We start from the raw sequence: 26,291 nt of genomic DNA, 5'->3' as shown, positions 1-26,291 counted from the left end.
CTCGGCGGCTGTGGCGCTCGTCCGGTGTGTGAGACGGCAACGAGCGGATCGGGCGTCTCGCTTCGACGGGTTTAAGTTCGGCATGGCACTTCGTTCAACAGAGACAGGCGTAGCCTGTTTCACTGACCCGTAGGAGCAGTCCTGCGTACTACGGAGGTGAACGATGGCAGATTCGGATATCGAAACAGCAGTCGCTCGCGCACTCGAGGACGCACCCGATCGGAACTTCACCGAGACGGTCGACCTCGCGATTAATCTGCGCGACTTAGACCTGAACGAACCGTCGAACCGTGTTGACGAGTCCGTCGTCTTGCCGTCCGGAACCGGCCAGGAGACGCGTATCGTCGTCATTGCCGAGGGAGAAACCGCCGTCCGCGCCGAAGAGGCCGCGGACGAGGTACTCTCGGAGGACGACGTGGCCGATCTGGACGATGACGAGGCCAAGGATATGGCCGACGAGACGGACTTCTTCATCGCCGAAGAGGCGATGATGCAAGATATCGCCCGGCACCTGGGTACCATCCTCGGTCCCCGGGGGAAGATGCCGGACCCGCTTGCGCCCGACGACGACGTCGTCGAGACCGTCAACCGGCTCAAGAACACCGTGCAGATTCGCTCCGGTGACCGACGAACGTTCCACACGCTCGTCGGCGCCGAAGACATGGATGCCGAAGACATCGCCGACAACATCGACGTCATCCTGCGACGCCTGCACGCGGACCTCGAGAAGGGGCCCCAGAACATCGACGCCGTCTACGTAAAGACGACGATGGGGCCGTCCGTGGAGGTGGCCTAATATGAGCGCACAGGCTGAACGCAAGACCGAAAACCTTCCCCAGTGGAAGAAAGAGGAAGTCGCCGAGCTCGAAGAGCTCATCGAGAGCTACGAGAGCGTCGGCATCGTCGGCATCGCCGGCATTCCGAGCAAGCAGCTCCAGGACATGCGCCGTGACCTTCACGGCACCGCCGAGTTGCGCGTCAGCCGCAACACCCTGCAGGTCCGTGCACTCGAGGAGACCGGCCTCGGTGACCTCGTCGAAAACGTCGAGGGCCAGGTCGGGATCATCGGCACGAACGAGAACCCGTTCTCGCTGTACAAAGAGCTCGAGGCATCGAAGACGCCCGCACCGATCAACGAGGGCGAAGTCGCCCCGAACGACATCGTCATCCCCGAGGGTGACACCGGTGTCGATCCGGGTCCGTTCGTCGGCGAACTCCAGAGTATCGGTGCCAACGCACGGATCGAGGACGGTTCGATCCAGGTCATGGAAGACTCGACGGTCTTAGAGGCCGGCGAGGAAGTCACTGCTGATCTGGCGAACGTCCTCAACGAGCTGGGGATCGAGCCCAAGGAAGTCGGGCTCGACCTCCGGGCCGCCGTCGCAGACGGCGTCCTGTTCAGTCCCGAAGACCTCGACATCGACATCGAGGCCTACCAGAGCGACGTGTCGACGGCCGCCGCCCGCGCTCGGAACCTCTCGGTCAACGCGAGCTTCCCGACCGCGACGACGGCCCCGACGCTCATCGCCAAGGCCACGGGCGAGGCCAAGAGCCTCGGCCTGCAGGCCGCAGTCGAGGACGAAGAGCTCATGCCCGACCTCGTCAGCAAGGCCGACGCACAGCTGCGTGCACTTGCGGCCCAGATCGACGACGAGGAGGCCCTGCCCGAGGAACTGCAGGACGTCGAGGTCGCCGCTCAGCCGGTGGCTGACGACGAGGGCGAAGACGAATCGGCAGACGAAGACACTGACGCCGAGGCCGAAGCGGACGACGACACCGACGACGATGACGACGACGACGGTGACGGCGCGGAAGGGCTCGGCGAAATGTTCGGATAACCACTACTGGAGGAACTTACAATGGAATACGTTTACGCTGCACTCATCCTGAACGAGACGGACGAAGAGATCAACGAAGACAACCTCACCGACGTGCTCGACGCTGCTGGCGTCGACGTCGAAGAGTCCCGTGTCAAGGCGCTCGTCGCCGCACTCGAGGACGTCGACATCGACGAGGCCGTCGAAGAAGCCGCCGCTGCACCCGCCGCAGCCGGAGCCGCCGCTGGCGGCGCCGCTGCCAGTGAGGCCGCAGGCGACGAGGACGAAGCCGAAGAGACCAGCGACGTCCCGGACACGACGGACGAAGACGAGGACGACGACGAAGACGAAGACGCCGGCGGCGAGGGCCTCGGCGAGCTCTTCGGCTAAGTCGCGAGTCGACGATTCGGCGATCTCGATTTTTTATTCGACGCCACGCTCCAACAGCGTCGGCTGATACGGATTGCTGTACCAATATACCGGCGCGATCACAGCCCGAGTCGCGGGTGTGCCGGTACTGATACCGTTGGACAGCACGATTCGACGATCGGTCGCGCGACTGCGGCCGTCCCGACGGTGACGGCCGCGCGTTCGCGACCGACGGCTCACTGACTGCTGTCTGACAGTATGACAGTCGTTCGTCTGTATCCACCCTCGAAAACGTCGATAGCGGTATTACTCGTCTCGCTCGAGGACGTCGATTCCGACGAGCGGCCGGCCGGTGAGTGCTCGGACGTACGCTCCGCCGGCGATCGAGACACGCGAGAAGTCGTCCTCGTCGACGTCGTACAGTTCGACCACACGAGCGGTGTCGCCGCCGCCGACGACCGAGAAACAGTCGGTGTCGGCGATCGTCGAGAGGACCTCGAGAGTGCCGTCGGCAAACCGGTCGTCCTCGAAGACGCCGAGTGCGCCCTTGACGAAGACGGCCTCGGACTCGGAGACGAGGTCGGCGTAACGCGTGGCCGTCTCGGAGCCGACGTCAAGGAAGGACGTCTCTTTCGTGACGTCCTCGACGGCTGTCTCTGCGCGCTCGCCGTCGCCGTCCTCGTAGGCGAGATCGGTCGGGAGGTGGAGCTGATCGCCGTAGGTCTCGAGGACGCGGTCGAGCGTCTCCCGGTGGTCGTCCCACTGGTGGTCGAAAAGCGACGTTCCCTCGACGTCGTAGCCGACGTCGTGGCCGTCGGCCCGCAAGAAGAGTTCGCCGACGACGCCGCCGAGACAGAACTGGTCGACGGTGTCGTCGACCCGTTCGATCACCGGGATTGAATCTTCGGCTTTCGTGCCGCCGAGAACCATCGTGACGGTGCCGTCGAACGTCCGCTCCTGGACGGCCGAGTTCGCCGTATACTCCTCGACCATCACGCGACCCGCGTAGGCGTCCATTACGTACGGAAAGCCGACGATCGAAGCGTGCGAACGGTGGGCCGTCGAGTACGCGTCGCCGACGTACGCGTCGAACTCGGGAGCGAGAGTCCTGACGAGGTCCGTCTCGGCTTTGACTGCCGGGGGTGCTTCGGGCAGCTCTCCCTCGCACATCCGGACGTTCTCGAGCAGCAGTACCGAACCGGACTCGAGGTCGTCGATCGCTGCGAGCGCGTCCTCGCCGCAGGTATCGGCGACGAACTCGACCTCGTCACCGAGATACTCGGCGAGGATCTCGGCGTGGTCCTCGAGCGAGACGAACGTTTCCCGACCCGGCCGCCCCTGGTGGGCGAGTAAGGCGACCGCGTGGTCGTCCGCGAGCAGTTCCGAGATCGTCTCGGCGTGGCGGTCGAACCGACGGCTGTCCTGTACGACTCCGTTCTCGACGGGCGCGTTGACGTCGATACGGACCAGTAACTGCTGTGTCGCGTCGATGTCGTCGATGGTTCGAAACGTGGTCATAGTGGAATGGATGTAGATACCGGTGTTGCAGTCGCCTGGCTACTGAAACGGGCGGCGTCAACGCACGACCGCCCTGTCGGTGTCGATCGTCTCGGATTCACCCGCGACGTACTGTGCGAGTTCGAGCATCTGGACCGAGAAGCCGTACTCGTTGTCGTACCAGGCGAGGACTTTGACGAGGTCGTTCGCGACGACCATCATGGACTCGAGGTCGACGTACGATGCAAACGGCAGTCCGACGATGTCCCGGGAGACGATCTCGTCGTCCGTGTAGCCGAGGACCCCGGCGAGGCCGTCGTCGGCCGCGGCCCGGAGGGCGTCTTCTACTTCTGCTTTCGTGACGTCGGCCTCGACGTTGACGGTGAGGTCGGTGATCGAGCCGTTTGGCACCGGGACGCGCATCGCCATTCCGTCGAGTTTCCCCTCGAGAGCAGGGAGGATCTCGGTGGTCGCACCCGCGGCACCCGTCGTCGTCGGCACGATGTTCTCGGCGGCTGCACGGCCACGCCGGCGTTTATCGAGTGGTCCGTCGACCAGTCCCTGACTGCCGGTGTACGCGTGGACGGTCATGAGCAGGCCGGAGACGATGCCGAACTCCGACTCGAGGACCTGCAAGACCGGTGCGACGGAGTTGGTCGTACAGGAGGCGTTCGAAACGACGTCCGCGCCGTCGTACTCCTCGTGGTTGACGCCGTAGACGAACATCGGCACCGACTCTTCGCCTTTCGGTGGGGCCGAGATGACGACCTTGTCGGCACCGGCCTCGAGGTGCTGGGCGGCCTCCTCGCGTGTCCGGAACAGCCCCGTCGCCTCGAAGGCGACGTCGACGTCGAGCTCGTCCCACGGCAACTCCGAGGGTTCGGGCTCGGAGTAGAGTTGGATCTCGTCACCGCCGACATAGAGGGTCGAGCCCTCGCGAGAGACGCCGCTGAGCCGGCCGTGAACCGAGTCGTACCGGAGCAGATACTCCATATCGTCGTCGTCCATCACGTCGTTGATGGCGACGATCTCGACGGTATCGTACGTAAGCGACGCACGGAGGAGACACCGGCCGACCCGTCCGAAGCCGTTGAGGCCGATTCGGATCGTCTCGTCCGTGCCCGCGCCGTCACCGCGTAGTCTGTCTCTCATAGTTGATCGGCCCACCTCCGGCATTAAATTTGTTTGCCCCGGAACAACACTGAATAAAACCACACTTTCAGACTGCATGTCCAATACACCGCCTGATACGGTCTACTGTAGTCGATTACCGCCGATCGCCAGGACGGGGTCGGCGATCGGCGGTAAATAGTTACAGCAGTCCGTATGAGACCCCGTTGCATTATGCCGGCCGTCGTGGACGGGTTGGCTATGACCGGCCTCGTCACGTTCGGTGAGACGATGCTTCGGCTATCGCCGCCTCGCCACGAACGCCTCGAGACCGCGACGTCGCTCGCGGTCCATCCCGGCGGCGCCGAAAGCAACGTCGCGGTCGCCGCGACTCGTCTGGGTGCGGACGCGACGTGGCTCTCGAAACTCCCCGATTCCCCGCTTGGCCGTCGTGTGGTCGCCGACCTCAACCGATACGGTCTCGACGTCGACGTCGTCTGGTCCGACTCGGGACGACAGGGTACCTACTACCTCGAGCTCGCCGGCGCGCCGCGGGAGACCGACGTCGTCTACGATCGTGCCGACGCCGCGGTGACGTCGGCGACCGCCGACGAACTCGCGACGGAGACGATCCGGGATGCGGAGCTGTTTCTCACCAGCGGGATCACGCCCGCGCTGTCGTCGACGCTCGAGGAGACGGTCGGTGACCTCTTCGAGGTCGCACAGGAGGCAGACGTCCGAACCGCCCTCGACGTAAACTACCGAAGCAAGCTGTGGGAGCCGGAGACGGCTCGCGAAACGCTCGAGACGTACTTCCCGTCGATCGACGTACTCGTCACGCCAGTCCGTGACGCCCACACCGTCCTGGGGGAAGCGGGCACGGCCGACGACGTCGCGACGGCGCTGGCCGACCGGTGGGGGTTCGACACGGTGGTGATCACCCGCGGTGCGGACGGCGCGACGGCATACCACGAGGGGACGACCGTCGACCGGCCGGCGTTCGAGACGGAGACGGTCGCTCCAGTCGGCACCGGAGACGCCTTCGTCGGCGGCTTCGTCGCGAGTCGACTGTCCGGCTCCGATGTCGGTACGGCACTCGAGTACGGGGCGGCCGTCGCCGCACTCAAACGAACGATCCCCGGCGACGTCGCGCTCGTCGACCGCGAGGAGGTCGACCGCGTCGTAGAGGGCGAACACGAGACGATCTCCCGCTGATCGTCGAGCCCGCTTCCGTCCTCGAGTTTAACCGTCAAGCCGCGGCCAGGATGAGCGATGGAGGTCACACCCGCGGTCGTCGAGTTCGCCGCCGACCCGTCGCTGTCGCTGCGATTGCTCGCGTGGATCGCGGCGGGTGCGGTCCTCGGCTGCTGTAGTGGACTCGTCCCGGGGCTTCACGCGAACAACTTCGCGCTTCTCCTCGCCGGGGTCGCGCCGTCGGTTCCCGGACCGCCGCTGTTCGTCGGCTGTGCGATGCTCGCCGCCGGCGTCGTCCACACGTTCGTCAACGTCGTCCCCGCGATGGCGCTTGGGGTTCCCGACGCGGAGATGGCCGTCACCGCCTTGCCGGCCCACCGGTTGGTCCTCGAGGGACGGGGGTACGAGGCGCTTCGCCTGTCGGCGCTGGGGAGCTTGCTTGCGGTACTGGCGGCGATTCCGCTGGCGCTGCCGATCACGTGGGGTGTGACCGCGGCGTATCCGACGATCAGGGACAACCTCGCGCTCGTGTTGGCGGCGGTCGTCGTCGCGCTGGTCGCTTCGGAGTATACGTGGCGGGCCCGCGTCGGCGCCATCTGTTCGTTCGTCCTCGCCGCCGTTCTCGGTGTCCTGACGCTCGATCTCTCGCCGGACGCGCCGCTCGAGGCCGGTGGCATGCTCGCCCCATTGTTCGCCGGGCTTTTCGGCGCGCCGGTGTTGATCGACGCAATTCGGGGAAGCGGGGTACCACCACAGGACGACACCGCTGTCACGATGTCCCGGCCGCTGGTCGGGACGACGGCACTCGCCGGCGCCGTCGCGGGTGCGGTCGTCGGCTACATCCCGGGCATTTCGGCGGCTATTGCCGCCGTCGCGGTACTGGTGTTCGTCCCCGGCCAGTCGGGCGACCGCGGCTACGTCGTCGCGACGAGCGGCGTCGACACGGCAAACACCATCTTCGCGTTGTTTGCCCTGGTCGCGATCGGACAACCCCGAACCGGCGTGATGGTCGCCTTCGAGACCGTCGGCGCGCCGCTCGAGATACCGATCCTGCTCGCGGGAGTCGTCCTCGCCGGCGTGTTCGGGTTCGTCGTCGTCATCGTCGTCGGGGACGCCTACCTCGATCTCGTCGGCCGGCTGGCGTACTGGAAGATATCGGTCGCCGTCCTCACACTCCTGCTGGTACTCTCGTATCTCTTTACGGGGCCCGTCGGAATCGTCGTCTTCGCCGTGGCGGCGGCGATCGGTATGGTTCCGGTCCGGTTTCGGGCCCGTCGCGTCCACCTGATGGGCGTGTTGATCGGGCCGATACTGATCGGGTTCTGATGGTGTCGGCAAACAGTCAATGACCGCTCGATCGCATCTGGACGACCGTCGCCGGTGGCGACGAACCGCAGGAATCAGGGCTCGTCTCGCTTCCCGTCTCGAGCGGCCGAGACGAGTTCTTCGACGCGGTCGCGCGAGACCGGGTTCGTCGTTTCGCCGCCGTCTTTGAGCGCCGTCCCGACGATGACGCCGTCGGCGCCGGCCGAGAAACAGTCATCGATCGTCTCGCTCGTGACGCCGCTACCGACGAAGACCGGCGTCCGAGCGTCGTCCGTGTCTCGGCTTGCGAGCGCCTCGACGACCCGTTCGACGTCCTCGAGTGGGGTCACGGCGCCGGTTCCCGGACCGGAGACGATGACGCCGTCGGCCCGGCCGCGTTCGACCGTCTCGAGTGCGGCCCGTTCGATGTCGGCGTCGCCGATGGGTGTGGCGTGTTTGACGTGGACGTCCGCGAGGATGGCCACGTCGGCGTCGATCCGATCGCGCAATCGTAGCGTCTCGTGGGCCCGTCCCTCGAGCAGTCCCTGGTCGGTCGCCGCGGTGCCGACGTGGACGTTGACCCGGACGAAGTCGGCGCCGGCGGCCGCGGCGATCGACAGCGCGGCTTCGGCATCGTTTCTGAGCACGTTGATTCCGACGGGGACGTCGACGTCCTCGGTCACTGCCGTCGCGATCGCGGTCAGCTCAGCGACGACGTGTTTGGGGACCGAATCAGGGTGAAACGGCGCGTCCCCGAAGTTCTCTACGACGAGGCCGTCGATGCCGCCGGCCACGAGTCGGCGGGCGTCCTCGAGTGCGCGGGCGCGGACGTTATCGCGATCGCCGTCGTACCCCGGTGCCCCGGGCAACGGTGGGAGATGTACCATTCCCAACAGCGGACGGGAAGCGTCGACTCGATCCAGAATCGGTGTTGGCGTGTTCATAGGCGTGTCGTCGACGCCGACACGGGTAGGTACTGCGCGTTCGTCGCTCGGTTACGTCGGCCGGATTCCTCCCCACGACGTGGGAATCGGCGTCTCTTTTAGCGTTCGGGCGAACCGAGTGGCCGACAACGATGGTCGAACACACGCGACGGGCCCTGTTGAACGCCGCCGGTGGCTCCGCGATCGCGATCGCCGTCGCTGGCTGTCTCGGAAGCGACGACGACGAAACGTACGAGATCGCCCCCGAGGACGAGATCGTCCTCGAGGGGTACGTCTCCCACTGGGTGGGGATCGAACCAGACCCCATCGCGGACGTCCGGAATCCGACGCTCGTTCTCGAGGCGGGGGAATCGTACACGATGGAGTGGATCAACAGCGGCGACATGATGCACGATCTCGCGATCTGGGACGACGACGGCGAGATCGTCGACGACCTGATCACCGACGAGGTCGGTGCCGACGGCGAGGGCGACACGCTCGAGTTTACGGCCGATCCCGAGATGGCAAACTACGTCTGTACCCTCCACTCGTCCGACCAGATCGGCCATCTCGTCGTCGAGTGATCGATACGGTCCGCCAGACCCAGACCCGGATCCCGACACCTACAGACGGGTCAATGGTTACAGCAGTCCGTCTTCGTCCTCGAGCGTCGGGAACTGGCCGTCGACGTTGCGAGGTCCATCGATCGGAAAGCCATCGTCGCGCGTGTCGTGGACGCGTTGTGGGTACGGAATCTCGAGTCCCTCGCTGTCGAAGGCACTGACGATCGCTTCGATCATCGCGGTCCGAGTGTGGAGTTTCCGCCGCATCGTCGGCTTCGCGATCCAGACCCGACACTCGAGTAGGATCGACGAGTCGTCGAACCCCCGCGCGATCACCTGTGGTGTCGGATTGTTCTTGACCGACTCGAGGTCGGCGACGGCGTCGGTGATGACCGATCGAGCGTGCTCTGGATCCGTGTCGTAGTCGATTCCGACCTCCAGATCGACACGCAACTGCTCGTTCTGTGAGTAGTTCGTAAGCTGGCTGTCGGTCACCTCGTCGTTAGGAACCAGTACGTGTCTGTCGTCGAACGTCTGGATCTTGGTACTGAAGATGGTGACGTCGGTGACGATTCCGGTCGTCTCGTTGACCTCGATCCAGTCGCCGACGTGAAACGGACGAGCGAACAGCAACACGAACCCGGCAAGCATCGCTGCCAGCGTCTCGCGAGCAGTCAACCCGACGAGTGCGGTGATCGCGCCGGCACCGATGAAGATGTTCGTGAGATCGATTCCCCACAGTGTCAGGATCATCGTCGCAGCAACGCCGACGATCGCGACGTCCGAGACGTGGTACGCGACCTCGCTCTGGTGTTTCGTCAGCGCGTCCGTCTGGGCGAGTTTGTCGATCGAGCGGTTGACGAATCTGATCGAGAGGTAGGCTGTCACTGCGATGGCTCCGGTTACGAGCTGTTGGGCGGCCAGCCATCGATCGATCGCCATCGTCCGTAGCGTGTACTCGAGGATGTAGGTGACCTGCCAGATCACGACGAAGAGGTAGACGCCGACCACGACGAGACTACCGAGGAGCACGACGGAGCCGGCTTCGGCGATCTGCGTTCCGTAGTGTCGCTCGAGGCTGTCCCGGAGTCGAGAAGCGGTCCAGAGACCGAAGAGGACGAGGGCTACGAGCAGGAGCGTCGCGAGTATCTGTGCACCGACCGTGGAGAGATACGTTTCTTGGAGCCGCGGGATCGGTGCTGGTCGCAACGTCGCAGCATGCGAGGGGAGGATCGAAGTCGGACCAACCATTCGGCGGTGGGCATACTAATCCACTCCGGTTGAGAACGACCCCGGCAGTCGCAACCCGTCGGGACGAGCTCTCGCCGTAGAGCTGTTTGCTTCTCGAGCGCCCACATTTATATTGTATGGTCAACACGTTCGCGCATGGTCGCCGTATCCCGCGTGTCGCCCGACGACCTCGAGACGCGTGCGGCCGTCGAACGACTCGGCCGTGAGGCGTTTCCGACCCTCCAGGGACGGTTGGTCTCGACGACGGAACACACGCTGGTTGCCAGACGCGAGGGTGGAATCGTCGGCGGTGCGGTACTGAAGATTCGGGAGCCCCGTCCGGAATCCCGCGTCGGCCTGGTGCAGTGGATATTCACGGCCGACAGCGTCCGGGGAGCGGGAGTGGGCCAACGGCTACTCGAGTCGGCGATCGAGTACTTCGACGACCGCGGCTGTGAGCGCGTGCTGGCGATCGTCGAATGGAAGAACACGAGCTCGAGCAAGCTGTTCGCGACCAGGGGGTTCACACCGATCTCGACCCGCGAAACCGTCGACTCCTACGGTCTCGGAGGGACGGTGTCGCTGTGGTGGTGGCTCCATTACTACATCGCACCAGGCCATCACCTGTGGGCCCGAACGCTGACTACCGACGAGGACGGGGCAGAAAACGGCAGCGTCGAGCCGACGATAGCGAACGGAAAGGAGGCGACGGCAGCGACCGGATCGTCCCACGCCGCGGAGACTGTGACCGCCGCCGAGTCGCCGAGCCGCCGATGGCGTTCTGCGGGGCGGCTCCTCGAGGCGGTCATCGCGAACGTCGTCTTGCTGTGGGTCGTCGTCGCGGCGTCGTCCGGCGTCGGGACGGCGGCTGCACACGCAGGCGCCATCGCACTCGTCGCCGTCGGTTTTCTCGCGGTCAGGCACCTGCCCCGGCAGATTGCGACGGCGGTCGACGACGGGCCGTGGCGGTACCGGAGCTGGGAAAACAGCTACCCGTTCGGACTCGCTATCGCGGCGCTGGGTGGATATCTCCCGATGCCCGGCGGTCTCGAGCCCGCAAGCCGGGAGTGGACCTATCGTCACAAACTCGACCGACTCGGACCTGCGAGTTTCGTCTCGGCGCTAGCGTTTGTCGGCCTCTTCGGAACGATCGTCGCTTACGGCACGGTTCCGTTCGTCGACCTCTCCGATCGGATCGAACGGACCGTGACTACCGTCGCGATCGTCTACGTCGTTCTCGAGATTCTCGCGGTCGTCTGGCCGTTCGACGTGTACAACGGACGCGTTGTGTACGACTGGAACCGCCTCGCCTGGGTACTAGTCGCCGTTCCGGCTGCGCTGTCGGTGCTGTTCTGGGTAGCGTGAGCCTGCCGGCCGGATCTCGTGAGATGGACCACTGACCACTGGCCGTCAGTTCCGGCGACTCCACAGGTATACTGCCGGACAGCAGTCAGTGACCCGTCGGTTCGCGAGGGCGTCGGTACAGACCGTCTGATACGGATTGCTGTACCGATTTCCCGGCGCAACCGCAGCCCGGGTCACGGTTGCGCCGGTACCGACGTACAGTAGTCCGTCTGAATCGAGCGTGCGGCACACGCAAAACGCGCTACTCGTTACTCCACTTGATCGAACACCCCTGGGAGGGCTGCCACTCGAGGTCGACCGATTCGCCGGCCAGAATCGCGTCGATCGCCTCTCGGATGTGGAATCGCGTCGGTTCGTCCTCGGGATTTAACGCGTCGTCGAGACGACCGTGGTAGGCCAGTTGGAACTCGCCATCGTCGTCGGACCAGCGAAACAGGAACGGGTCGGGCGTACAGACTGCGCCGTAGGTCTCGGCGACGTCCTGACTTTTGTCTCGGAGGTAGGCGTCGTACTGGATTCGGCCGTCGTCGACGTACTCGCGCATCTTCTCCATGGAGTCTTCGGGATACTCCTCGGCGTCGTTGGAGTTGATGCCGACGACCGCGACGTCGTCGTACTCGGCAGCGATATCGTTCAACAGGTCGAACTTCGCTTCGGCGTACGGACAGTGATTACACGTGAAAACGACCAGCAGTGCCTCGTTGTCGGTAAACGACTCGAGCGTGTAGGTGTCGCCGTCTGTCCCCTCGAGTTCGAAGTCGGGAGCTGGGTCGCCGGCCTCGAGTTCGGATTCGGACTCTTCCAGAGTCATGGTCGTCGGTTTTCCGTAATCGGCCTTAAGCTTCGTGTTCGGTCCGGTTCGTTCGGTGTGTATACCGCCCTTTTGCGACCGCTCGTCGAATCGTTCTGTCGACAGTATACCACTCGCTTTGGGATCTTATATCTCCAGGACGAATTCGAAAAAGAGAGTAAACACTGCCCAGATATTTGTACCCGCCGCGACATCGATGGGGTATGCAAACGCTCGAGGTCACCGACGAACAGTACGCGGCCATCCAGCAACTCCGCGCGGAGATCTCCGAACGGGTCGTCGGCAAGTACGGTTTCGTCCGCGAGCAGGACGCGATCCAGTTTCTGATCGACAATCTCGAGGGCAATCCCGAGGTCGACGTTGAGCTCGACGTGGCCGACGCCTCGGCGACCGACGACGTCGCGACCTCCGTCGACGCTGCGATCGACGGCGACTCGTCGCCGGCTGACCTCGAGGAAGTCTCCTACGTCGAAGACGAGAACGACGAAGACGATCGGTCGGCTCTCGACGCCAGCGAGGACGGCCTCACCGTCGGTAGTGAAACGGGCCCCGACGTCGGCCCCGCGAGCGAGGCCGACACGCCTGACGTGACCGACGAACCGATCGATGGAGACGGAATCGAGGACGACGAAAACGACGTGGACGGCGCCGACGGAGACGAGAGCGACGGCGACGGCGCGGCCGACGACGACGACATGCTAAACGAGATGATGAGCCTGCTCGAGACTCACGACGACAAATGGGAGGAGTCTTCGAGTTCTGACTACCGGTACAGCGTCGACCTCCCCGACGGAACGACCGAGGAGGTCCAGACCAAAGACGACGTTCGGGCGCTGCTGTTCAAGAACTATCGCTGACCGGGGGTCATACACGGTACTGGAGGACCGTCCGTTCGCTCGAACACCGGTCCGTGGACCGAAACGACACTGCGTGCGAACAGTCAGGCGCATCCTCGAGAGAGCTTAGGTAGTCGGGAGTGGTAGCACCGACTGTGATGAACCGAGCACACCGCTTCCAGCTCGAGGAGGATATCACGTGCCCCGACTGCCGGTCTCAGGTCCCGATGCAGTCGCGGATCTGTCCGCGGTGTGAGTCGTCGCTCCATTGACGTGATCGCGGTGGTACGTGATCGTATGACGGACGAACAACGTTAGAACTTTACTCACGGTCGCGCTTTCCGTTTGTATGAGCGAACGCGAGGTGCTCGAGTTGCTTCGTGAGAACGCGCGGTATTCGACGGCCGATATCGCGCGAATGACCGACCTCGAGGAAACCGAGGTCGAGGCAGTAATCGAGGAACTCGAGGCAGCAGGCGTGGTCCGGGGGTACCAGGCGGTCGTCGACTGGGATAAACTGGAACAGGAACGCGTCCGCGCCGAGGTCGAGTTGAACGTCCGCCTCGATCGGGAGACGGGCTACGACGATATCGCCGAGCGCCTCGCCCGGTTCCCACAGGTCACGGCGTTGCGGCTGGTCAGTGGCGACTACGACTTCCACATGGAAGTCGAGGGCGACTCCATCCGCGAGGTCTCGCAGTTTATCAGCGAGAAGGTCGCGCCCGTTCCCGAGATCACCCAGACGGTCACTCACTACGTGATGACCTCCTACAAGGAAAACGGGATCGAACTCGGTGACGGCGAAGACGACGAACGGCTCTCGTTCTCACCGTAATCATGAGATTCGAACTCTCCGATCGCGTCCAAACCGTGCCACCGTCGGGCATTCGACGGTTCTTCGAAATCGCCGAGGAGCGTGACGACGTCATCTCGCTTGGCGTCGGCGAACCCGACTTCGCGACGCCGTGGGCGGCTCGCGACGCCGCGATCACCTCTCTAGAGCAGGGCAAGACGTCGTATACGGCAAACCGGGGCAAACGCGAACTCCGGGAGGCCATCTCGGACTACGTCGCCGACCGATTCGAACTGGGCTACGACCCCGACGAGGAGATCATCGTCACCGCCGGGGCCAGCGAAGCAGTCGATCTGGCCTTCCGCGCGTTCGTCGATCCTGGCGATACGGTTGCCATCGCACAGCCGTCGTACATCTCCTACGAACCGGGCGTCGTCTTCGCCGGCGGCGACGTGTTGCCCGTCCCGACGACGGAGGAAGACGACTTCCGACTCACCGTCGAGGCCCTCGAGGCGGCCGGCGCCGACGAGGCCGACACCCTCGTGCTCTGTTACCCGAACAACCCCACGGGGGCGATCATGACGGAAGCGGATCTCGAGCCGGTCGCGGAGTTCGTCCGCGAACACGACCTGACGGTCCTCTCGGACGAGATCTACGCCGAACTCACCTACGATGGGAACGAACACGTCTCGATCGCGACGCTGCCGGGAATGCGCGAACGTACCATCGTCTTCAACGGCTTCTCGAAGGCTCACGCGATGACCGGCCTGCGACTGGGGTACGCGCTCGGTCCCGCAGACGCCATCGCCGCGATGAACAAGATCCACCAGTACACGATGCTCTCGGCGCCGACGACGGCCCAACACGCCGCCCTCGAGGCGCTCGACTCCTGTGACGGCGACGTCCGGGAGATGGTGAGTCAGTACGACCGGCGCCGCCGGTTCGTCCTCTCGCGGTTCAGAGAGATCGGGATGGACGTCTTCGAGGCCAAGGGTGCGTTCTACTGTTTCCCCGAGGTACCCGAGGGCTTTACCGCCGAAGAGTTCGCCGAGGAAGTGCTGCGCGAACAGGGTGTCGCGGTCGTCCCCGGCGACGTCTTCGGCGCCGGCGGTAACGGCCACCTGCGGATCTCCTATGCGACGGGTCTCGAGGACCTCCGGGAAGCACTCGCACGGATCGAGGCGTTCGTCGAGGAGCACACGTAACGACGCCGGCCGATACCGGTCGGAACCCGATTCGGACGTGGGCTCCCTCGACCGCGCTCGAGGGAGGTTTCAATATGCGTGACAGAGTTGGGGACGGGTATGACGACCGAGTTCCCCCAGGTCTTTTCCGAACGCGTCGGACTGACGATCACTGAGGTCGAACCGGGCTATAGCCGCGGGACGCTGACGGTGACCGACGATCTGAAGAACCCACACGGCATGCTCCACGGCGCCGTCCTCTACACGATGGCCGACACGGGGATGGGAGCCGCGCTCAGTCCCGAACTCGGCGAGGACGAGGTGTGTGCGACGATCGAACTCAAGATCAACTACTTGCAGCCGGTCCACGACGGTGACGTGACCTGTGAGACGATCCTCGAGTCGAGAGGGAAATCGATCGCCTACCTCGAGTCCGACCTCCGTCAAGATGACGAGTCGGTCGCTCGAGCGACCGGCTCGTTCTCGATTTTCACGCCTTGATCATACTGTCGGACAGCACGAACTGTTTTCTCGATCGCTGTCGCTCTCGTCCGTATGGTCGACTATCGCCCCCTTCCAGACGAACGGGGCGTCTTCCACGAGTACCGCAGCTACGCGTTCCGGCCCGAGGAAGGCGTACCGACGTACGACCCCGACGAACACGAGACACCGCGGGACATGCTGGGAGCCCGTCGCGCCGTCTATCCGAGCGACGCGACCGACGACGCCGAACCGCGCTCGATCTGTCGCCACTACTGGCTCGAGTCGCGCGTCCGCGGCGATACCCACCGGACGGCCGGCCTGGCGTCGGTCGCGACGCCGCCCGAGTACCGCCGTCGAGGATACGTCCGCGAGTTACTCGCCCGCTCGCTCGCCGAGTACCGCGACCGCGACGTCCGGTTCTCGGTGCTGTGGCCGTTTCGCTACCGCTTCTATCGTCAGTACGGTTGGGACACCGCAAACCGGATCGTCACCCACGAGTGCGAGCCCGCGACCCTGGCGTTTGCGGCCACAGAACAGGACGATACCGGACGCTTCCGGCGTCTCGAGGCCGACGACTACGAGCGCCTCGAGGCGGCCTACGAGAGCCACCGCCGGCGGTATGGACTTGCGCTCGAACGCGACGCCGCGTGGTGGCACCACCGGGTGTTCGGCGGTCATGATCGCGACCCGTTCGTCTACGCCTACGAACGCGACGGCGACGTGAGTGGGTATCTCGTCTACACGATCGACGACGAAGAGAGCGCCCGGACGATGGCCGTCTCCGAACTCGTCTGCGTCGATTACGATACACTTCTGGCGCTGTTCGCGTTCTGCTATCGCCACGAATCACAGGTACAGCGAGTGAGGCTCCGGGTTCCTGACTCCCTCCCGCTGCGAGAAATCACACGCGATCCCGACGAGATCGACACCACAGTCTCGAACGGGCCGATGGTCCGGCTCGTCGACGTCGCCGAAACGCTCTCGGCGCTGTCGTATCCGGACTGTGAAGCGTCGCTGACGATCGCCGTCGAGGATCCGCTGGCCGACTGGAACGACGGCTCGTTCCAGCTTACCGTCTCGGCGGGGCGTGGCGATTGCGAGCGATCGACCGCCACCGCTCCGGACGAGGCCGACGCGTCGATGGATATCGCCGCGCTCGCTCGGCGGCCGCCCTCGAGCGAACTGGGTCACTCGAGGCGGCCGGATCGGACGTCGTCGAGACGCTCGCGACGCTGTTCCCGAAGACCGACGTCTACCTCGGTGAGTTCTTCTGACGGTCCGCCGATCGCCGCTCGAGTTCAGCCGTCGATGTCGCGGTAGTGTCGGCTCCAGGGCCGTGCGCGCTCGAGTGCCGCAGCGACGGCCAGGACGTCCGATTCGGCGTACCGGCGACCGACGACCTGGAGGCCGACCGGGAGCCCGTCGTCGGTGAGCCCGGCCGGCACCGACGCGACCGGGTGGCCGGTCAGGTTGAACACCCAGGTGAGCATCGCGTCGGTCGGGATCCCGTCGACGTCGTGACCGTCGATCTCCGTCGGATACCGATCGCTGAGGTGTTTGCCGTACGGTGGGACGGTAAGCGTCGGCGTAACGAGTGCGTCGGCGTCGCCCATCGCCGCTTCGATCGCGTGATACGCCTCGGTTCGCGGTCCGTTGGCCCGTCGCTCCTCGAGCGAGTCGAGGGTTCGACCCAGCGCGATCGTCGAGCGAAGCGTCTCCTCGACGTCGGCCGTCTCGAAGTCGATCCCGTAGCGGTCCTCGACGCGTTCTGCAACCGAGGCGAAGTAGGCGCCGACCTGTGCGTAGTAGGCCTGCCGGAGCGTCCCGGAATCGGGCAGTGAGACGTCGGCGTCCCGGACCGTCACGCCCGTCGCCTCGAGGTCGGCGACGGCGTCGCCGACGGTCTCACGGACGACCGGGTCGACGGGCTGAAGGTCGAGGTCGGGGCTGTACGCGATCGACAGCTCGGTTGCCGGCCGATCTATCGCCTTGAGGAAGTCGTCGTCGCCTGCTGGCACGCTAAACGGGTCGCGGTGATCCGGCCCGGAAAGCACCTCGAGGGCGAGTGCGGTGTCCTCGACGGTACGTGCGATCGGCCCGCCGACCATAAACGGCGAGTGGGTGTCGAACGCGTCGAGCCGGGAGTTCGACGGGACGCGTCCGTGGGAGGGTTTGAGCCCGACGACGTTACAACAGGCGGCCGGCACTCGGAGCGAGCCGCCGATGTCCGATCCCGTTGCGATGGGGACACAACCTGCAGCGACCGCCGCCGCGGAGCCGCCGGACGAGCCGCCGGCCGACCGTTCGTGGTCGAACGGCGTGGCCGTCGCGCCGACGAGTCGGTTGTCCGTCTTGATCGTGTGGGCGAGTGCGGGCGTGTTCGTCGTCCCGACGATTACCGCGCCGGCCGCCTCGAGACGCTCGACCGCGATCGAATTGGTCTCGGCGACGTTGTCCGACAGCGCCGCGAGTCCGAGCGTGTTCCGGACGCCGACCTTGCGATCCCGGAGGTCCTTGACCGCGACCGGCACGCCGTGAAGCGGCCCGCGATCCTCGCCGTCGTCGGCCGCGGCGTCGGCGTCGCGAGCGCGATCGCGTGCGGCGTCTTCGAGAACCGTCACGAAGGCGTTCAGATCTTCGATGGCGTCGATCCGCTCGAGGGCGGCACCGACGGCGCTCGCCGAGGACGCAGCGCCGTTTTGGATCGCCGCTACACGCTCCCGTGCCGAGGCAGTGACATCCATTCCCATAGGATTCGTGACCAGTCCTGACGGGATAAAGTCACCGACGGCTTCGGTGACGTTCTCGTCGGTACCGTCGAGCGCGACTCGAGCGCAGGATCCGGACGCAGGTCCCGCTGTCGCAGCCGAACACGCAGTCACGCCACTGAAATACTCTCTCCACAAAAGGGGCACTAACTGGCTGTCGATGATCGAAGCGACGGGACGAGCCGAGTGGCTCGAGGCGGCGACGACGAGGGTATCGCCACGGGACGGTGACGGAGGCGACGAGCCGTGACGCTGCGATCGGTCCCGATCGTCGACCGGGTCACCGACGCGTTCTTCGCGCTCGATACGGACTTTCGGTTTACCTACCTCAACGAGCGCGCCGAGACGCTGTTGAAACGCTCCCGCGAGGAGCTGATCGGCCGCGTTATGTGGGACGAATTCCCACAGACAGTCGAGACTCAGTTCCCCGACGGGTTCCATCGGGCGATGGACGAACAGGTCCCCGTCTCCTTCGAGATCTATCACGCTCATCTCGAGACCTGGTTCGAGGCGCGGGCCTACCCATCGGAGGACGGGCTCTCGGTGTACATGCGCGACGTCACCGAGAAGAAGGCCCAGGAGACGACGCTCGCCCAGCATGCGGCCGTCGTCGAGGCGATCTACGACGCGGTCGTCACCCTCGACCGAAATCGTGAGATCGTCTCGCTCAACGACGCGGCCGAAACGGCACTCGGGGTCGACCGGACGGCACTCGCCGGCGAACACGTCGAGGCGCTCATCGAACGGGCCGGTATCGCTGACGCAGACGCCGTTGAGATCGGGCGGGCGATCACCGACGTCGACGTCGGCTCGGCGGCCGAACGCACGCTCGAGGCGTCCTTTACCGACGCCGACGGGACCGACCGAATCGGCGAGTTCCGCTTCGTCCCGATCGAAGACGACGTCGCGACCGTCGCCGGCGTGATCCGGGATGTAACCGACCGCCACGAGTACGAACGCGTCGTTACGTCGTTACACGAGATCACGCGCTGGCTCCTCGAGTCGGACGATCCGGAGGAGATCTGTGCGATCGCGGTCCACGCCGGCGGTGACCTGCTCGAGCTTCCGATCAGCGGCGTCTGGCTGCTCGATGACGAACGAGGGTATCTCGAGCCCGTCGCCGGAACCGCTGGCGCCTACGACGAGTTCGGTGGTCTCCCCCGATTCAACCCCGGCGAGGGACTGGTCTGGGACGTCTTCGAATCCGGCGAGATCGAGCGGTTCGACGATTTGCAGACCGTCGATGGGATCTACAACCAGGCGACGCCGATTCGTTCGGAGATCATCGCGCCGATCGGCACCCACGGGATCCTTATGACCGGCTCGCTCGAGCCCCATCAGTTCGACGAGACCGACGTCGAACTCGTCTCGATGCTCGTCGAGAACACCCGCGCGGCGCTGGATCGGGCCGACCGCGAGCAAGTCCTTCGGGACCGGACCGCCGAACTCGAGCGCCAGACTGAACGCCTCGAGGCTGTCGCGGAGGTCCTCTCGAACGATCTGAAGGCACAGCTCTCTGACGTCGCAAACGCCCTCGAGGGGGATGGTGATGCCGCCGTCGACGAGTGGGAGTTTCCCCTCGAGGAGGATTCCGTCGACGAGACGTTAGACCGGGCCGAGCGCCTCGTCGACGACGTTCGGGAGTTCGCCCGGAACGCCTCGACGGTCGGCCCGCGCAGTCGTCTCGACCTCGCCGACGCGATCGACGACGCCCGCGAACGGTCACGGCTCGACGGCGACTGTATCGTCGTCGAGACGGACGCGACGTTGCGGGCCGACACCGACCGGTTCGTCCACCTCCTCGAGACGGCGTTCGACGATGCTGCGGCCCGCGCCGACGGAACGGTGACGATTCAGGTCGGACTCGTCGGGCTCGACGATCGAGAGGGGGCGCGGGGGTTTTTCTTGCTCGACGACGCCGCCGAGATCCCGCCGGCGGCCCACGAGCGGGTCCTCGATCCAACGGCCGATCCGGACGATCTCACCACCGACGGACTGGGACTCGCACTCGTCAGAGCCATCGCCGAAGCCCACGGCTGGCGGCTGTCCGTCGACAACGGCGACCACGGCGGGACGCGACTCGAGATACGGGACGTGACGACCCTCGAGCGATCGGGATGAGAACGAGACGTGGGAAGGGTGGGTAGGCGTGGCGGCCGTGGTGCTGTTACTTCTCGCCCCGGTCGCCCGGTTCGCGCTCGAGGTCTTGACAGAGCCGCCGATAGCCGTCCTGTTCGAGCAGTGTCGACATCGTCTCGTCGGCCCGGGCCCGAAGCACCGCCAGTCGATCCTGTAGTCGGGCGTACTCTTCGCTCGACTTGCGTTCGGCTTCGGACTTTTCGGCGTCTAACACGGCCTTTTTCGAGGCGAGCGAGAAGAACTCCCGGAGCTGCTCGTCGTAACTCGAGCGCAACAGCAACTGCTCGACGAGTTCCGACAACTCGGCTTTCGAGATCGGCTTGACGAGGTAGTCGTCGATCCCTAACTCGGCGATATCGAAGTCGGGTTCGACCGCCGTCACCATCGCGACTCGACAGTCGACGCCCCGATCCCGGATCGCCCCGAGAATCGTCTCGCCGGACAGCTCCGGCATCCGTCGATCGAGGAGCACGACATCGACGGTGTCGTCGATCGTCTCGAGGGCGCCTACGCCGTCGACGGCCGTCTCGACGGCGTAGGCGTCCTCGAGCCAAGAGGCATACAGGTCTGCCAGCTCCGGCTCGTCTTCGACGATCAGTACGGACGACGTGTCAGTAGCCATCGAACGGTGTGCACCCGAAGTTTCGGTTCGTCGAAAGACTCGTATTCTGGGTATATCAATATACCGGGAATTCGATCCGAGGCGTCTCGAGTCGGTCTCGAAACCGCAACTCGACGCGGTCGGTTACTCGAGGCCGCGCTCGATCGTCTCGCGTCGCTTGGCGATCTCGGCCGCGTCGGTTTCGATCGTTCGATCGGCGACGGACACCTCGAGACGACCGTCGTCGGTCGCGGATCCGAGTTCGACGACCGGCGCGACGCCGTCGAACGCCTCGCGGACGGCGTCGGGCGACTCGGTCTGGATCAGTGCGCGACCGGGCTGTTCGTGGAACAGCGCCGCAGCGACCGGATCGGCCGCCGACTCGGCGGCCGGAACCGAGACCTCGAGCCCGGCGTCGTCGGAGACCATCTCGGCCAGGGCGACCGCCAGACCGCCGTGGCTGACGTCGTGGACCGCAAGCGTCGACTCCTCGTCGGCGACGTCGGCCAGCGTCTCGACGACGGCGGCCGGATCGGCGGGCAGTTCGGGGAAGGCGTCGCTGCCGTCGAACTGCGCGATGTACTCGGAGCCACCGAGCGACGCGTCGCCGTCCTCGAGGCCGTGGTCGCCAACCAGCAGGATCGTGCTGTCGGTCGCGGGTTCGACCGACAGCGGCGGCGCATCGTAGCCGTCTTTGGTTCCGACCATCGCGAGCGTCGGCGTCGGCGGGATCGGTCCCTCGACGGAGTCGTTGTACAGCGAGACGTTCCCGCCGACGACCGGCGTCGACAGCGTCTCACACATCTCGGCGAGCCCGTCGACGATTCCCTCGAAGCCGCCGTAGACGTCCGGCTTCTCGGGATTACCGCCGTTGAGACAGTCGACGGCAGCCAGCGGCGTCGCACCCTTGGCTGCGATGTTCGTCGCGTTCTCGAGGGCGACGGCACGGGCACCGGTCCGCGGGGTGGCTGCGGTCCAGTTCGGTGCAGCACCCGCCGAAATCGCAAGCCCCTGTTCGGCTTCCCGGACCGCGATGATCGCCGCGTCGTCGCCGGGGCCGACGCTCGTTCGGACGCCGACCTCGTGGTCGTACTGCCGGTAGACCCACCGCTTCGAGGCCGTGTTCGGACTCGAGACGACGGCGTCGAACGCCTCCTCGAGGTCGACCTCGGGGAGGTCGGTCTCGGGCGGCTCGGGGTCTTCACTCGCTAAGTCGTTCATCGGTGCGCCCTCGCCGAGGAAGTAGGCGTCGACGTCGACGACCGTCTCGCCCTCGAACGTGCAGGTGTAGTTCCCTTCGGTGACCTCGCCGATGACCGAACAGCCGAGATCGAACCGCTCGGCGATCTCACGGACGCGGTCGACGTTCTCGGGTTCGACCTCGTAACACATTCGCTCCTGGGACTCGGCGAGTAAGATCTCTAAGGCGTTCATGTTCGGCTCGCGTTGATGGACGCGCTCGAGTTCGATCTCGGCACCCAGCCCACCTTTGGCGACCATCTCGCTCGAGGCGCCGCCGAGGCCGGCGGCACCGAGGTCGCGGGCCGACTCGATCAAGTTCTCCTCGATCAGCTGCTCGTTGGCCTCGATCAGCAGCTTCTCGGCGTAGGGGTCGCCGACCTGGACCGCGGGGCGGTCCTCGGTCTCGGCGTCCTCGGCCAGGTCCTCGCTCGCGAAACTCGCGCCGCCGAGCCCGTCCCGGCCGGTCGCGTTCCCCACGAGCACGAGTTTGTTGCCGGGCTCTTGGGCCTCGGCAGTGACGAGTCGATCCTCGCTCGTCAGGCCGACACAGGCGACGTTGACCAGCGGATTCCCTTCGTAGTCGGGGTGGAAATCGACGCTGCCCGCGACGGTGGGAACGCCGATACAGTTGCCGTAGTGGCTGATCCCCTCGACGACGCCTTCGAACAGATACTTCGAGTGTTCGCGCTCGAACTCACCGAAGTACAGCGAGTCGGCCAGCGCGATCGGGTAGGCACCCATCGAGAGGGTGTCCCGGACGATCCCACCGACGCCTGTCGCGGCCCCGTCGAAGGGGTCGACGTAGGAAGGGTGGTTGTGACTCTCGATCCCCATCGTGATGTACGTGTCATCGTCCAGTGCGACGACCGCCGCGTCGTCGCCCGGCCCGATCACGACCTGGTCGCCCTCGCTGTCGAAGGCCGACAGCAGCGGTCTCGAGGAGCGGTACGCACAGTGCTCGCTCCAGAGGTTCTCGAACAGCGCCGCCTCGGCCGGGGTCGGCTCCCGGTCCAGTTCCTCGACGACGAGTTCGCGGTCCGAATCGGCAAGACTCATTCATCTAGGTGGTGAAAGTCGGCGGGTAAATGGGTTTCTATATGCACGTTCGTGTATGGCTCGAGCGGGTGAGGAGAAACCGGGGCGTCATACGGAACGTTGTATCGACGTTCGCGGTTGCGTTCCGTCGACCCCCTGCTGTTTATCGCATACTCGAGGTCGACGGAAGACATATGTCTGTTTCTCACGATGAGGATACTGTGGCGTCGTTTCCGGCCATGGTTTCAGACGAACCCTTGTGGGGTTGAAGCGGTCCGAGAACAAAGCTCATCGAACCACTCGTTCCAGTTTCAGACGAACCCTTGTGGGGTTGAAGCACTTGGGATATGGCGAGACAGCACCAAGCGCGAAATGTTTCAGACGAACCCTTGTGGGGTTGAAGCCTCGGCTCGCGCCGTCGCCAGGCCGCCACAGCGGCCGTTTCAGACGAACCCTTGTGGGGTTGAAGCACTCATCCGCGTTCCCTCCGAAATCGGACAGGCTCGCGGTTTCAGACGAACCCTTGTGGGGTTGAAGCAAGGGCGTTGTTGGCGATGTTGACACGTCTGGCCAGTTTCAGACGAACCCTTGTGGGGTTGAAGCGGCTCTCGCGTGGATCGTCGACCAGTTCGTACAGGCCGTTTCAGACGAACCCTTGTGGGGTTGAAGCCCACGTCGTTGCTCGAGGCGCAGGTGGCGAGGACGGTTTCAGACGAACCCTTGTGGGGTTGAAGCTCGTATAGGGACTCGGCGGTCTCGCGGTCGAGGGACAGTTTCAGACGAACCCTTGTGGGGTTGAAGCACCACCTCCGCCTCGATCGTCTCGGCCTCATCTGGCGTTTCAGACGAACCCTTGTGGGGTTGAAGCCGCGTCAAGTCCGTCCGCGACGATATCGCCTACGGGTTTCAGACGAACCCTTGTGGGGTTGAAGCCTCGGTAAAGTCGGCGTCGCGTTGATCGTGGTCGGCGTTTCAGACGAACCCTTGTGGGGTTGAAGCTCTCGACGACAGATACCACGTCTTCGACGAGATCGTTTCAGACGAACCCTTGTGGGGTTGAAGCCGTACCCGCGTAGACGGAGCCTTGAGAGCGTCCGCCGGTTTCAGACGAACCCTTGTGGGGTTGAAGCGTCTTCATCTTCGACTACAGCCTCCCATCGGAGATCGTTTCAGACGAACCCTTGTGGGGTTGAAGCTGAGGCGGATACCAACGCCATCGAAATCTTCTGGTTTCAGACGAACCCTTGTGGGGTTGAAGCCTCTTCGATAATGTCTAAGATACTGTCAGCGGTCGCTTGTTTCAGACGAACCCTTGTGGGGTTGAAGCGTCCCAGGACGGGTCAAACTCGAACAGCGACTCGCGTTTCAGACGAACCCTTGTGGGGTTGAAGCAGCAAAGTTAGCCTCGAGTTCGGTTGTGTTTTCGGCGTTTCAGACGAACCCTTGTGGGGTTGAAGCGGGCCAGAAGATAATGAGCACGAAGTCTTTGTACTCGTTTCAGACGAACCCTTGTGGGGTTGAAGCGATTCGTGACGAGAAGACACGGGCTGCACTCTACGGTTTCAGACGAACCCTTGTGGGGTTGAAGCACTGATAGGTGTACTAGGATTAGTCGCGGGAGCACTCGTTTCAGACGAACCCTTGTGGGGTTGAAGCCGCTCGAGGATTTCACGCGCCTTGTCCCGTGCATCAGAGTTTCAGACGAACCCTTGTGGGGTTGAAGCTTCCCGTCAATGTATAGGTCACTCCCGCTACCACGGGTTTCAGACGAACCCTTGTGGGGTTGAAGCCAAATAGAGTGATTGCTCGAGGGGCACGCAAGCCCGGTTTCAGACGAACCCTTGTGGGGTTGAAGCCTCTTTCGAGGCTTCCGACATGGACTGTAAGATATGGTTTCAGACGAACCCTTGTGGGGTTGAAGCGCCTAGAAGCCTCCGAAGCGGTTTCGGGCGGGGATGGTTTCAGACGAACCCTTGTGGGGTTGAAGCGAAGTGGGGTGATAAGGGACTTGAAAAAGCGAGCGGTTTCAGACGAACCCTTGTGGGGTTGAAGCATCGGTCACACCACTCGGACATCATCGTCTGCGAGTTTCAGACGAACCCTTGTGGGGTTGAAGCCCTACAGAAGAGTGCCCGATTTGTGGTGATGATTGGTTTCAGACGAACCCTTGTGGGGTTGAAGCTTCCGCGATTCGGGCGACCGGCCGCCGCTCGACGAGGTTTCAGACGAACCCTTGTGGGGTTGAAGCGTCGACTTCTCGACGGACGTCGCGGGCGGTACTGCCGGTTTCAGACGAACCCTTGTGGGGTTGAAGCCCCTCAAACGTCCTTAGTTGCAGCGACTGACGGCGGTTTCAGACGAACCCTTGTGGGGTTGAAGCCTCCCAGTTCGTTTCAAGTGTTTCAGGGTCAACATTGTTTCAGACGAACCCTTGTGGGGTTGAAGCCTCTGGATTGGCGGTATCCCGACAACTCGGCAGACCGTTTCAGACGAACCCTTGTGGGGTTGAAGCGTCAATCTCCAACCACTTTTGGATAGCGTCATATCCGGTTTCAGACGAACCCTTGTGGGGTTGAAGCGTCCTGGGGGACGGTTACACTCTCACCGTCGCCGAGGTTTCAGACGAACCCTTGTGGGGTTGAAGCAAGGCGAAGTATCCCGATGGAAAGTGTGGGCACCAGTTTCAGACGAACCCTTGTGGGGTTGAAGTCGCTGGTTCGGGAGTTGTTCAGTACCGTCCGGAGAGTTTCAGACGAACCCTTGTGGGGTTGAAGTACGAAATGCTGGTGTCCCGCCAGCGGACGGAGCAAGTTTCAGACGAACCCTTGTGGGGTTGAAGCCAGCTACGAGGAACGCGTCACGGTCGGGTGCTTCGAGTTTCAGACGAACCCTTGTGGGGTTGAAGCACTTGGTTGGTGAACTGGCTCGACCGCTCCGCTGGCCTTTTGTTTGATTCTAACCGCATGGTAGTTGAACACCACCTTTATAACCTATCTCTAACTAGTTTCAGGCATTATGTATATTAG

Annotated in this window: 20 protein-coding genes, 1 pseudogene and 1 CRISPR repeat array; of the genes and pseudogenes, 13 read left to right on the top strand and 8 right to left on the bottom strand. The window is 64.1% G+C overall.

Translation table 11 applies throughout. The features are described 5' to 3' along the window. Window positions 1–163 precede the first annotated feature (163 nt). Genes RBH26_RS01300 through rpl12p form a run of 3 tightly spaced genes read left to right on the top strand, consistent with a single transcriptional unit; the run spans window position 164 to window position 2,207 of the window. Window positions 164–796, top strand: coding sequence for a 50S ribosomal protein L1 (locus RBH26_RS01300; RefSeq protein WP_306756044.1), 633 nt, complete (start codon window positions 164–166; stop codon window positions 794–796). Between the two features lies 1 nt (window position 797). Continuing rightward, window positions 798–1,838 (top strand): 50S ribosomal protein L10, encoded by a 1,041-nt coding sequence (locus RBH26_RS01295; protein WP_306756041.1) that lies wholly within the window; start codon window positions 798–800, stop codon window positions 1,836–1,838. A 21-nt stretch (window positions 1,839–1,859) separates the two neighbouring features. Further along, window positions 1,860–2,207, top strand: a complete 348-nt coding sequence (gene rpl12p, locus RBH26_RS01290; RefSeq protein WP_306756040.1) for a 50S ribosomal protein P1 — start codon at window positions 1,860–1,862, stop codon at window positions 2,205–2,207. 285 nt (window positions 2,208–2,492) lie between these two features. Here the strand turns inward: rpl12p and RBH26_RS01285 are convergent, their stop codons facing one another. After that, a complete protein-coding gene (locus tag RBH26_RS01285; protein ID WP_306756039.1) occupies window positions 2,493–3,704 on the bottom strand; it encodes a phosphoglycerate kinase in 1,212 nt (403 codons plus the stop codon). A gap of 57 nt (window positions 3,705–3,761) precedes the next feature. Further along, window positions 3,762–4,835 carry a type I glyceraldehyde-3-phosphate dehydrogenase gene (gap, locus tag RBH26_RS01280; RefSeq protein WP_306756038.1) on the bottom strand — a complete coding sequence of 358 codons (1,074 nt, stop codon included), beginning with the start codon at window positions 4,833–4,835 and terminating at the stop codon, window positions 3,762–3,764. A 219-nt stretch (window positions 4,836–5,054) separates the two neighbouring features. Between gap and kdgK1 the strand changes: the two genes are divergently transcribed. Together kdgK1 and RBH26_RS01270 are read left to right on the top strand one after the other, a co-directional pair. Next, on the top strand, window positions 5,055–6,008 hold the full coding sequence (gene kdgK1, locus RBH26_RS01275; RefSeq protein ID WP_306756037.1) for a bifunctional 2-dehydro-3-deoxygluconokinase/2-dehydro-3-deoxygalactonokinase: 954 nt from the start codon (window positions 5,055–5,057) through the stop codon (window positions 6,006–6,008). Window positions 6,009–6,065: 57 nt separating this feature from the next. Beyond that, on the top strand, window positions 6,066–7,313 hold the full coding sequence (locus tag RBH26_RS01270; RefSeq protein WP_306756035.1) for a tripartite tricarboxylate transporter permease: 1,248 nt from the start codon (window positions 6,066–6,068) through the stop codon (window positions 7,311–7,313). A 74-nt stretch (window positions 7,314–7,387) separates the two neighbouring features. On the opposite strand, the gene RBH26_RS01265 is transcribed toward RBH26_RS01270, so the two are convergent. Then, window positions 7,388–8,236, bottom strand: coding sequence for a BtpA/SgcQ family protein (locus RBH26_RS01265; protein WP_306756034.1), 849 nt, complete (start codon window positions 8,234–8,236; stop codon window positions 7,388–7,390). Between the two features lie 131 nt (window positions 8,237–8,367). On the opposite strand from RBH26_RS01265, the gene RBH26_RS01260 reads away from it, so the two are divergent. Then, window positions 8,368–8,799, top strand: a complete 432-nt coding sequence (locus RBH26_RS01260) for a PKD domain-containing protein (protein ID WP_306756033.1) — start codon at window positions 8,368–8,370, stop codon at window positions 8,797–8,799. 57 nt (window positions 8,800–8,856) lie between these two features. Here RBH26_RS01260 and RBH26_RS01255 read toward each other — a convergent pair whose 3' ends face one another. Continuing rightward, window positions 8,857–10,029 (bottom strand): mechanosensitive ion channel family protein, encoded by a 1,173-nt coding sequence (locus tag RBH26_RS01255; protein WP_306756031.1) that lies wholly within the window; start codon window positions 10,027–10,029, stop codon window positions 8,857–8,859. Window positions 10,030–10,164: 135 nt separating this feature from the next. Between RBH26_RS01255 and RBH26_RS01250 the strand changes: the two genes are divergently transcribed. Beyond that, window positions 10,165–11,373 (top strand): GNAT family N-acetyltransferase, encoded by a 1,209-nt coding sequence (locus tag RBH26_RS01250; protein ID WP_306756030.1) that lies wholly within the window; start codon window positions 10,165–10,167, stop codon window positions 11,371–11,373. A 241-nt stretch (window positions 11,374–11,614) separates the two neighbouring features. Here RBH26_RS01250 and RBH26_RS01245 read toward each other — a convergent pair whose 3' ends face one another. Continuing rightward, complete coding sequence (locus RBH26_RS01245) at window positions 11,615–12,184, bottom strand: thioredoxin family protein (RefSeq protein ID WP_306756028.1); 570 nt, start codon at window positions 12,182–12,184, stop codon at window positions 11,615–11,617. 203 nt (window positions 12,185–12,387) lie between these two features. On the opposite strand from RBH26_RS01245, the gene RBH26_RS01240 reads away from it, so the two are divergent. From RBH26_RS01240 to RBH26_RS01220, 5 genes and pseudogenes are all read left to right on the top strand, one after another. Next, window positions 12,388–13,041 carry a hypothetical protein gene (locus RBH26_RS01240; RefSeq protein WP_306756027.1) on the top strand — a complete coding sequence of 218 codons (654 nt, stop codon included), beginning with the start codon at window positions 12,388–12,390 and terminating at the stop codon, window positions 13,039–13,041. Between the two features lie 328 nt (window positions 13,042–13,369). Further along, on the top strand, window positions 13,370–13,855 hold the full coding sequence (locus RBH26_RS01235; RefSeq protein WP_306756026.1) for an Lrp/AsnC family transcriptional regulator: 486 nt from the start codon (window positions 13,370–13,372) through the stop codon (window positions 13,853–13,855). 2 nt (window positions 13,856–13,857) lie between these two features. Beyond that, complete coding sequence (locus RBH26_RS01230) at window positions 13,858–15,018, top strand: aminotransferase class I/II-fold pyridoxal phosphate-dependent enzyme (protein ID WP_306756024.1); 1,161 nt, start codon at window positions 13,858–13,860, stop codon at window positions 15,016–15,018. A gap of 99 nt (window positions 15,019–15,117) precedes the next feature. Next, window positions 15,118–15,498, top strand: coding sequence for a PaaI family thioesterase (locus RBH26_RS01225; RefSeq protein ID WP_306756022.1), 381 nt, complete (start codon window positions 15,118–15,120; stop codon window positions 15,496–15,498). A 54-nt stretch (window positions 15,499–15,552) separates the two neighbouring features. Further along, a pseudogene (locus RBH26_RS01220) lies at window positions 15,553–16,754 on the top strand (GNAT family N-acetyltransferase). Between the two features lie 24 nt (window positions 16,755–16,778). On the opposite strand, the gene RBH26_RS01215 reads toward RBH26_RS01220, so the two are convergent. Next, complete coding sequence (locus RBH26_RS01215; protein ID WP_306756021.1) at window positions 16,779–18,230, bottom strand: amidase; 1,452 nt, start codon at window positions 18,228–18,230, stop codon at window positions 16,779–16,781. Between the two features lie 264 nt (window positions 18,231–18,494). Here RBH26_RS01215 and RBH26_RS01210 point away from each other — a divergent pair, with 264 nt between their 5' ends. Beyond that, window positions 18,495–20,369, top strand: a complete 1,875-nt coding sequence (locus RBH26_RS01210; RefSeq protein WP_306756020.1) for a PAS domain-containing protein — start codon at window positions 18,495–18,497, stop codon at window positions 20,367–20,369. Window positions 20,370–20,415: 46 nt separating this feature from the next. Here the strand turns inward: RBH26_RS01210 and RBH26_RS01205 are convergent, their stop codons facing one another. Together RBH26_RS01205 and purL are read right to left on the bottom strand one after the other, a co-directional pair. Beyond that, window positions 20,416–21,009, bottom strand: a complete 594-nt coding sequence (locus RBH26_RS01205) for a HalX domain-containing protein (protein ID WP_306756019.1) — start codon at window positions 21,007–21,009, stop codon at window positions 20,416–20,418. Between the two features lie 123 nt (window positions 21,010–21,132). After that, window positions 21,133–23,286 carry a phosphoribosylformylglycinamidine synthase subunit PurL gene (gene purL / locus RBH26_RS01200; protein ID WP_306756018.1) on the bottom strand — a complete coding sequence of 718 codons (2,154 nt, stop codon included), beginning with the start codon at window positions 23,284–23,286 and terminating at the stop codon, window positions 21,133–21,135. Between the two features lie 221 nt (window positions 23,287–23,507). Further along, a CRISPR array of direct repeats spans window positions 23,508–26,171; the repeat unit is 30 nt; unit sequence GTTTCAGACGAACCCTTGTGGGGTTGAAGC. Between the last annotated feature and the right edge of the window lie 120 nt (window positions 26,172–26,291).

Origin of the sequence: Natronolimnohabitans sp. A-GB9, assembly GCF_030848565.1 — an archaeon.
Taxonomy (GTDB): domain Archaea; phylum Halobacteriota; class Halobacteria; order Halobacteriales; family Natrialbaceae; genus Natronolimnohabitans.
The sequence above is the reverse complement of the archived record's forward strand: the minus strand, read 5'-3'. Positions and strand labels throughout refer to the sequence as shown.

Excerpts from the sequence above, each read along its gene's own strand:
- purL (WP_306756018.1), bottom strand. The coding sequence starts at position 23,286 with ATGAGTCTTGCCGATTCGGACCGCGAACTCGTCGTCGAGGAACTGGAC.
- RBH26_RS01265 (WP_306756034.1), bottom strand. The coding sequence starts at position 8,236 with ATGAACACGCCAACACCGATTCTGGATCGAGTCGACGCTTCCCGTCCG.
- kdgK1 (WP_306756037.1), top strand. The coding sequence starts at position 5,055 with ATGACCGGCCTCGTCACGTTCGGTGAGACGATGCTTCGGCTATCGCCG.
- RBH26_RS01230 (WP_306756024.1), top strand. The coding sequence starts at position 13,858 with ATGAGATTCGAACTCTCCGATCGCGTCCAAACCGTGCCACCGTCGGGC.
- RBH26_RS01300 (WP_306756044.1), top strand. The coding sequence starts at position 164 with ATGGCAGATTCGGATATCGAAACAGCAGTCGCTCGCGCACTCGAGGAC.
- RBH26_RS01285 (WP_306756039.1), bottom strand. The coding sequence starts at position 3,704 with ATGACCACGTTTCGAACCATCGACGACATCGACGCGACACAGCAGTTA.
- RBH26_RS01205 (WP_306756019.1), bottom strand. The coding sequence starts at position 21,009 with ATGGCTACTGACACGTCGTCCGTACTGATCGTCGAAGACGAGCCGGAG.
- RBH26_RS01245 (WP_306756028.1), bottom strand. The coding sequence starts at position 12,184 with ATGACTCTGGAAGAGTCCGAATCCGAACTCGAGGCCGGCGACCCAGCT.
- RBH26_RS01255 (WP_306756031.1), bottom strand. The coding sequence starts at position 10,029 with ATGGTTGGTCCGACTTCGATCCTCCCCTCGCATGCTGCGACGTTGCGA.
- RBH26_RS01215 (WP_306756021.1), bottom strand. The coding sequence starts at position 18,230 with ATGGGAATGGATGTCACTGCCTCGGCACGGGAGCGTGTAGCGGCGATC.
- RBH26_RS01250 (WP_306756030.1), top strand. The coding sequence starts at position 10,165 with ATGGTCGCCGTATCCCGCGTGTCGCCCGACGACCTCGAGACGCGTGCG.
- RBH26_RS01295 (WP_306756041.1), top strand. The coding sequence starts at position 798 with ATGAGCGCACAGGCTGAACGCAAGACCGAAAACCTTCCCCAGTGGAAG.
- RBH26_RS01240 (WP_306756027.1), top strand. The coding sequence starts at position 12,388 with ATGCAAACGCTCGAGGTCACCGACGAACAGTACGCGGCCATCCAGCAA.
- gap (WP_306756038.1), bottom strand. The coding sequence starts at position 4,835 with ATGAGAGACAGACTACGCGGTGACGGCGCGGGCACGGACGAGACGATC.
- RBH26_RS01270 (WP_306756035.1), top strand. The coding sequence starts at position 6,066 with ATGGAGGTCACACCCGCGGTCGTCGAGTTCGCCGCCGACCCGTCGCTG.
- RBH26_RS01235 (WP_306756026.1), top strand. The coding sequence starts at position 13,370 with ATGAGCGAACGCGAGGTGCTCGAGTTGCTTCGTGAGAACGCGCGGTAT.
- RBH26_RS01225 (WP_306756022.1), top strand. The coding sequence starts at position 15,118 with ATGACGACCGAGTTCCCCCAGGTCTTTTCCGAACGCGTCGGACTGACG.
- RBH26_RS01260 (WP_306756033.1), top strand. The coding sequence starts at position 8,368 with ATGGTCGAACACACGCGACGGGCCCTGTTGAACGCCGCCGGTGGCTCC.
- rpl12p (WP_306756040.1), top strand. The coding sequence starts at position 1,860 with ATGGAATACGTTTACGCTGCACTCATCCTGAACGAGACGGACGAAGAG.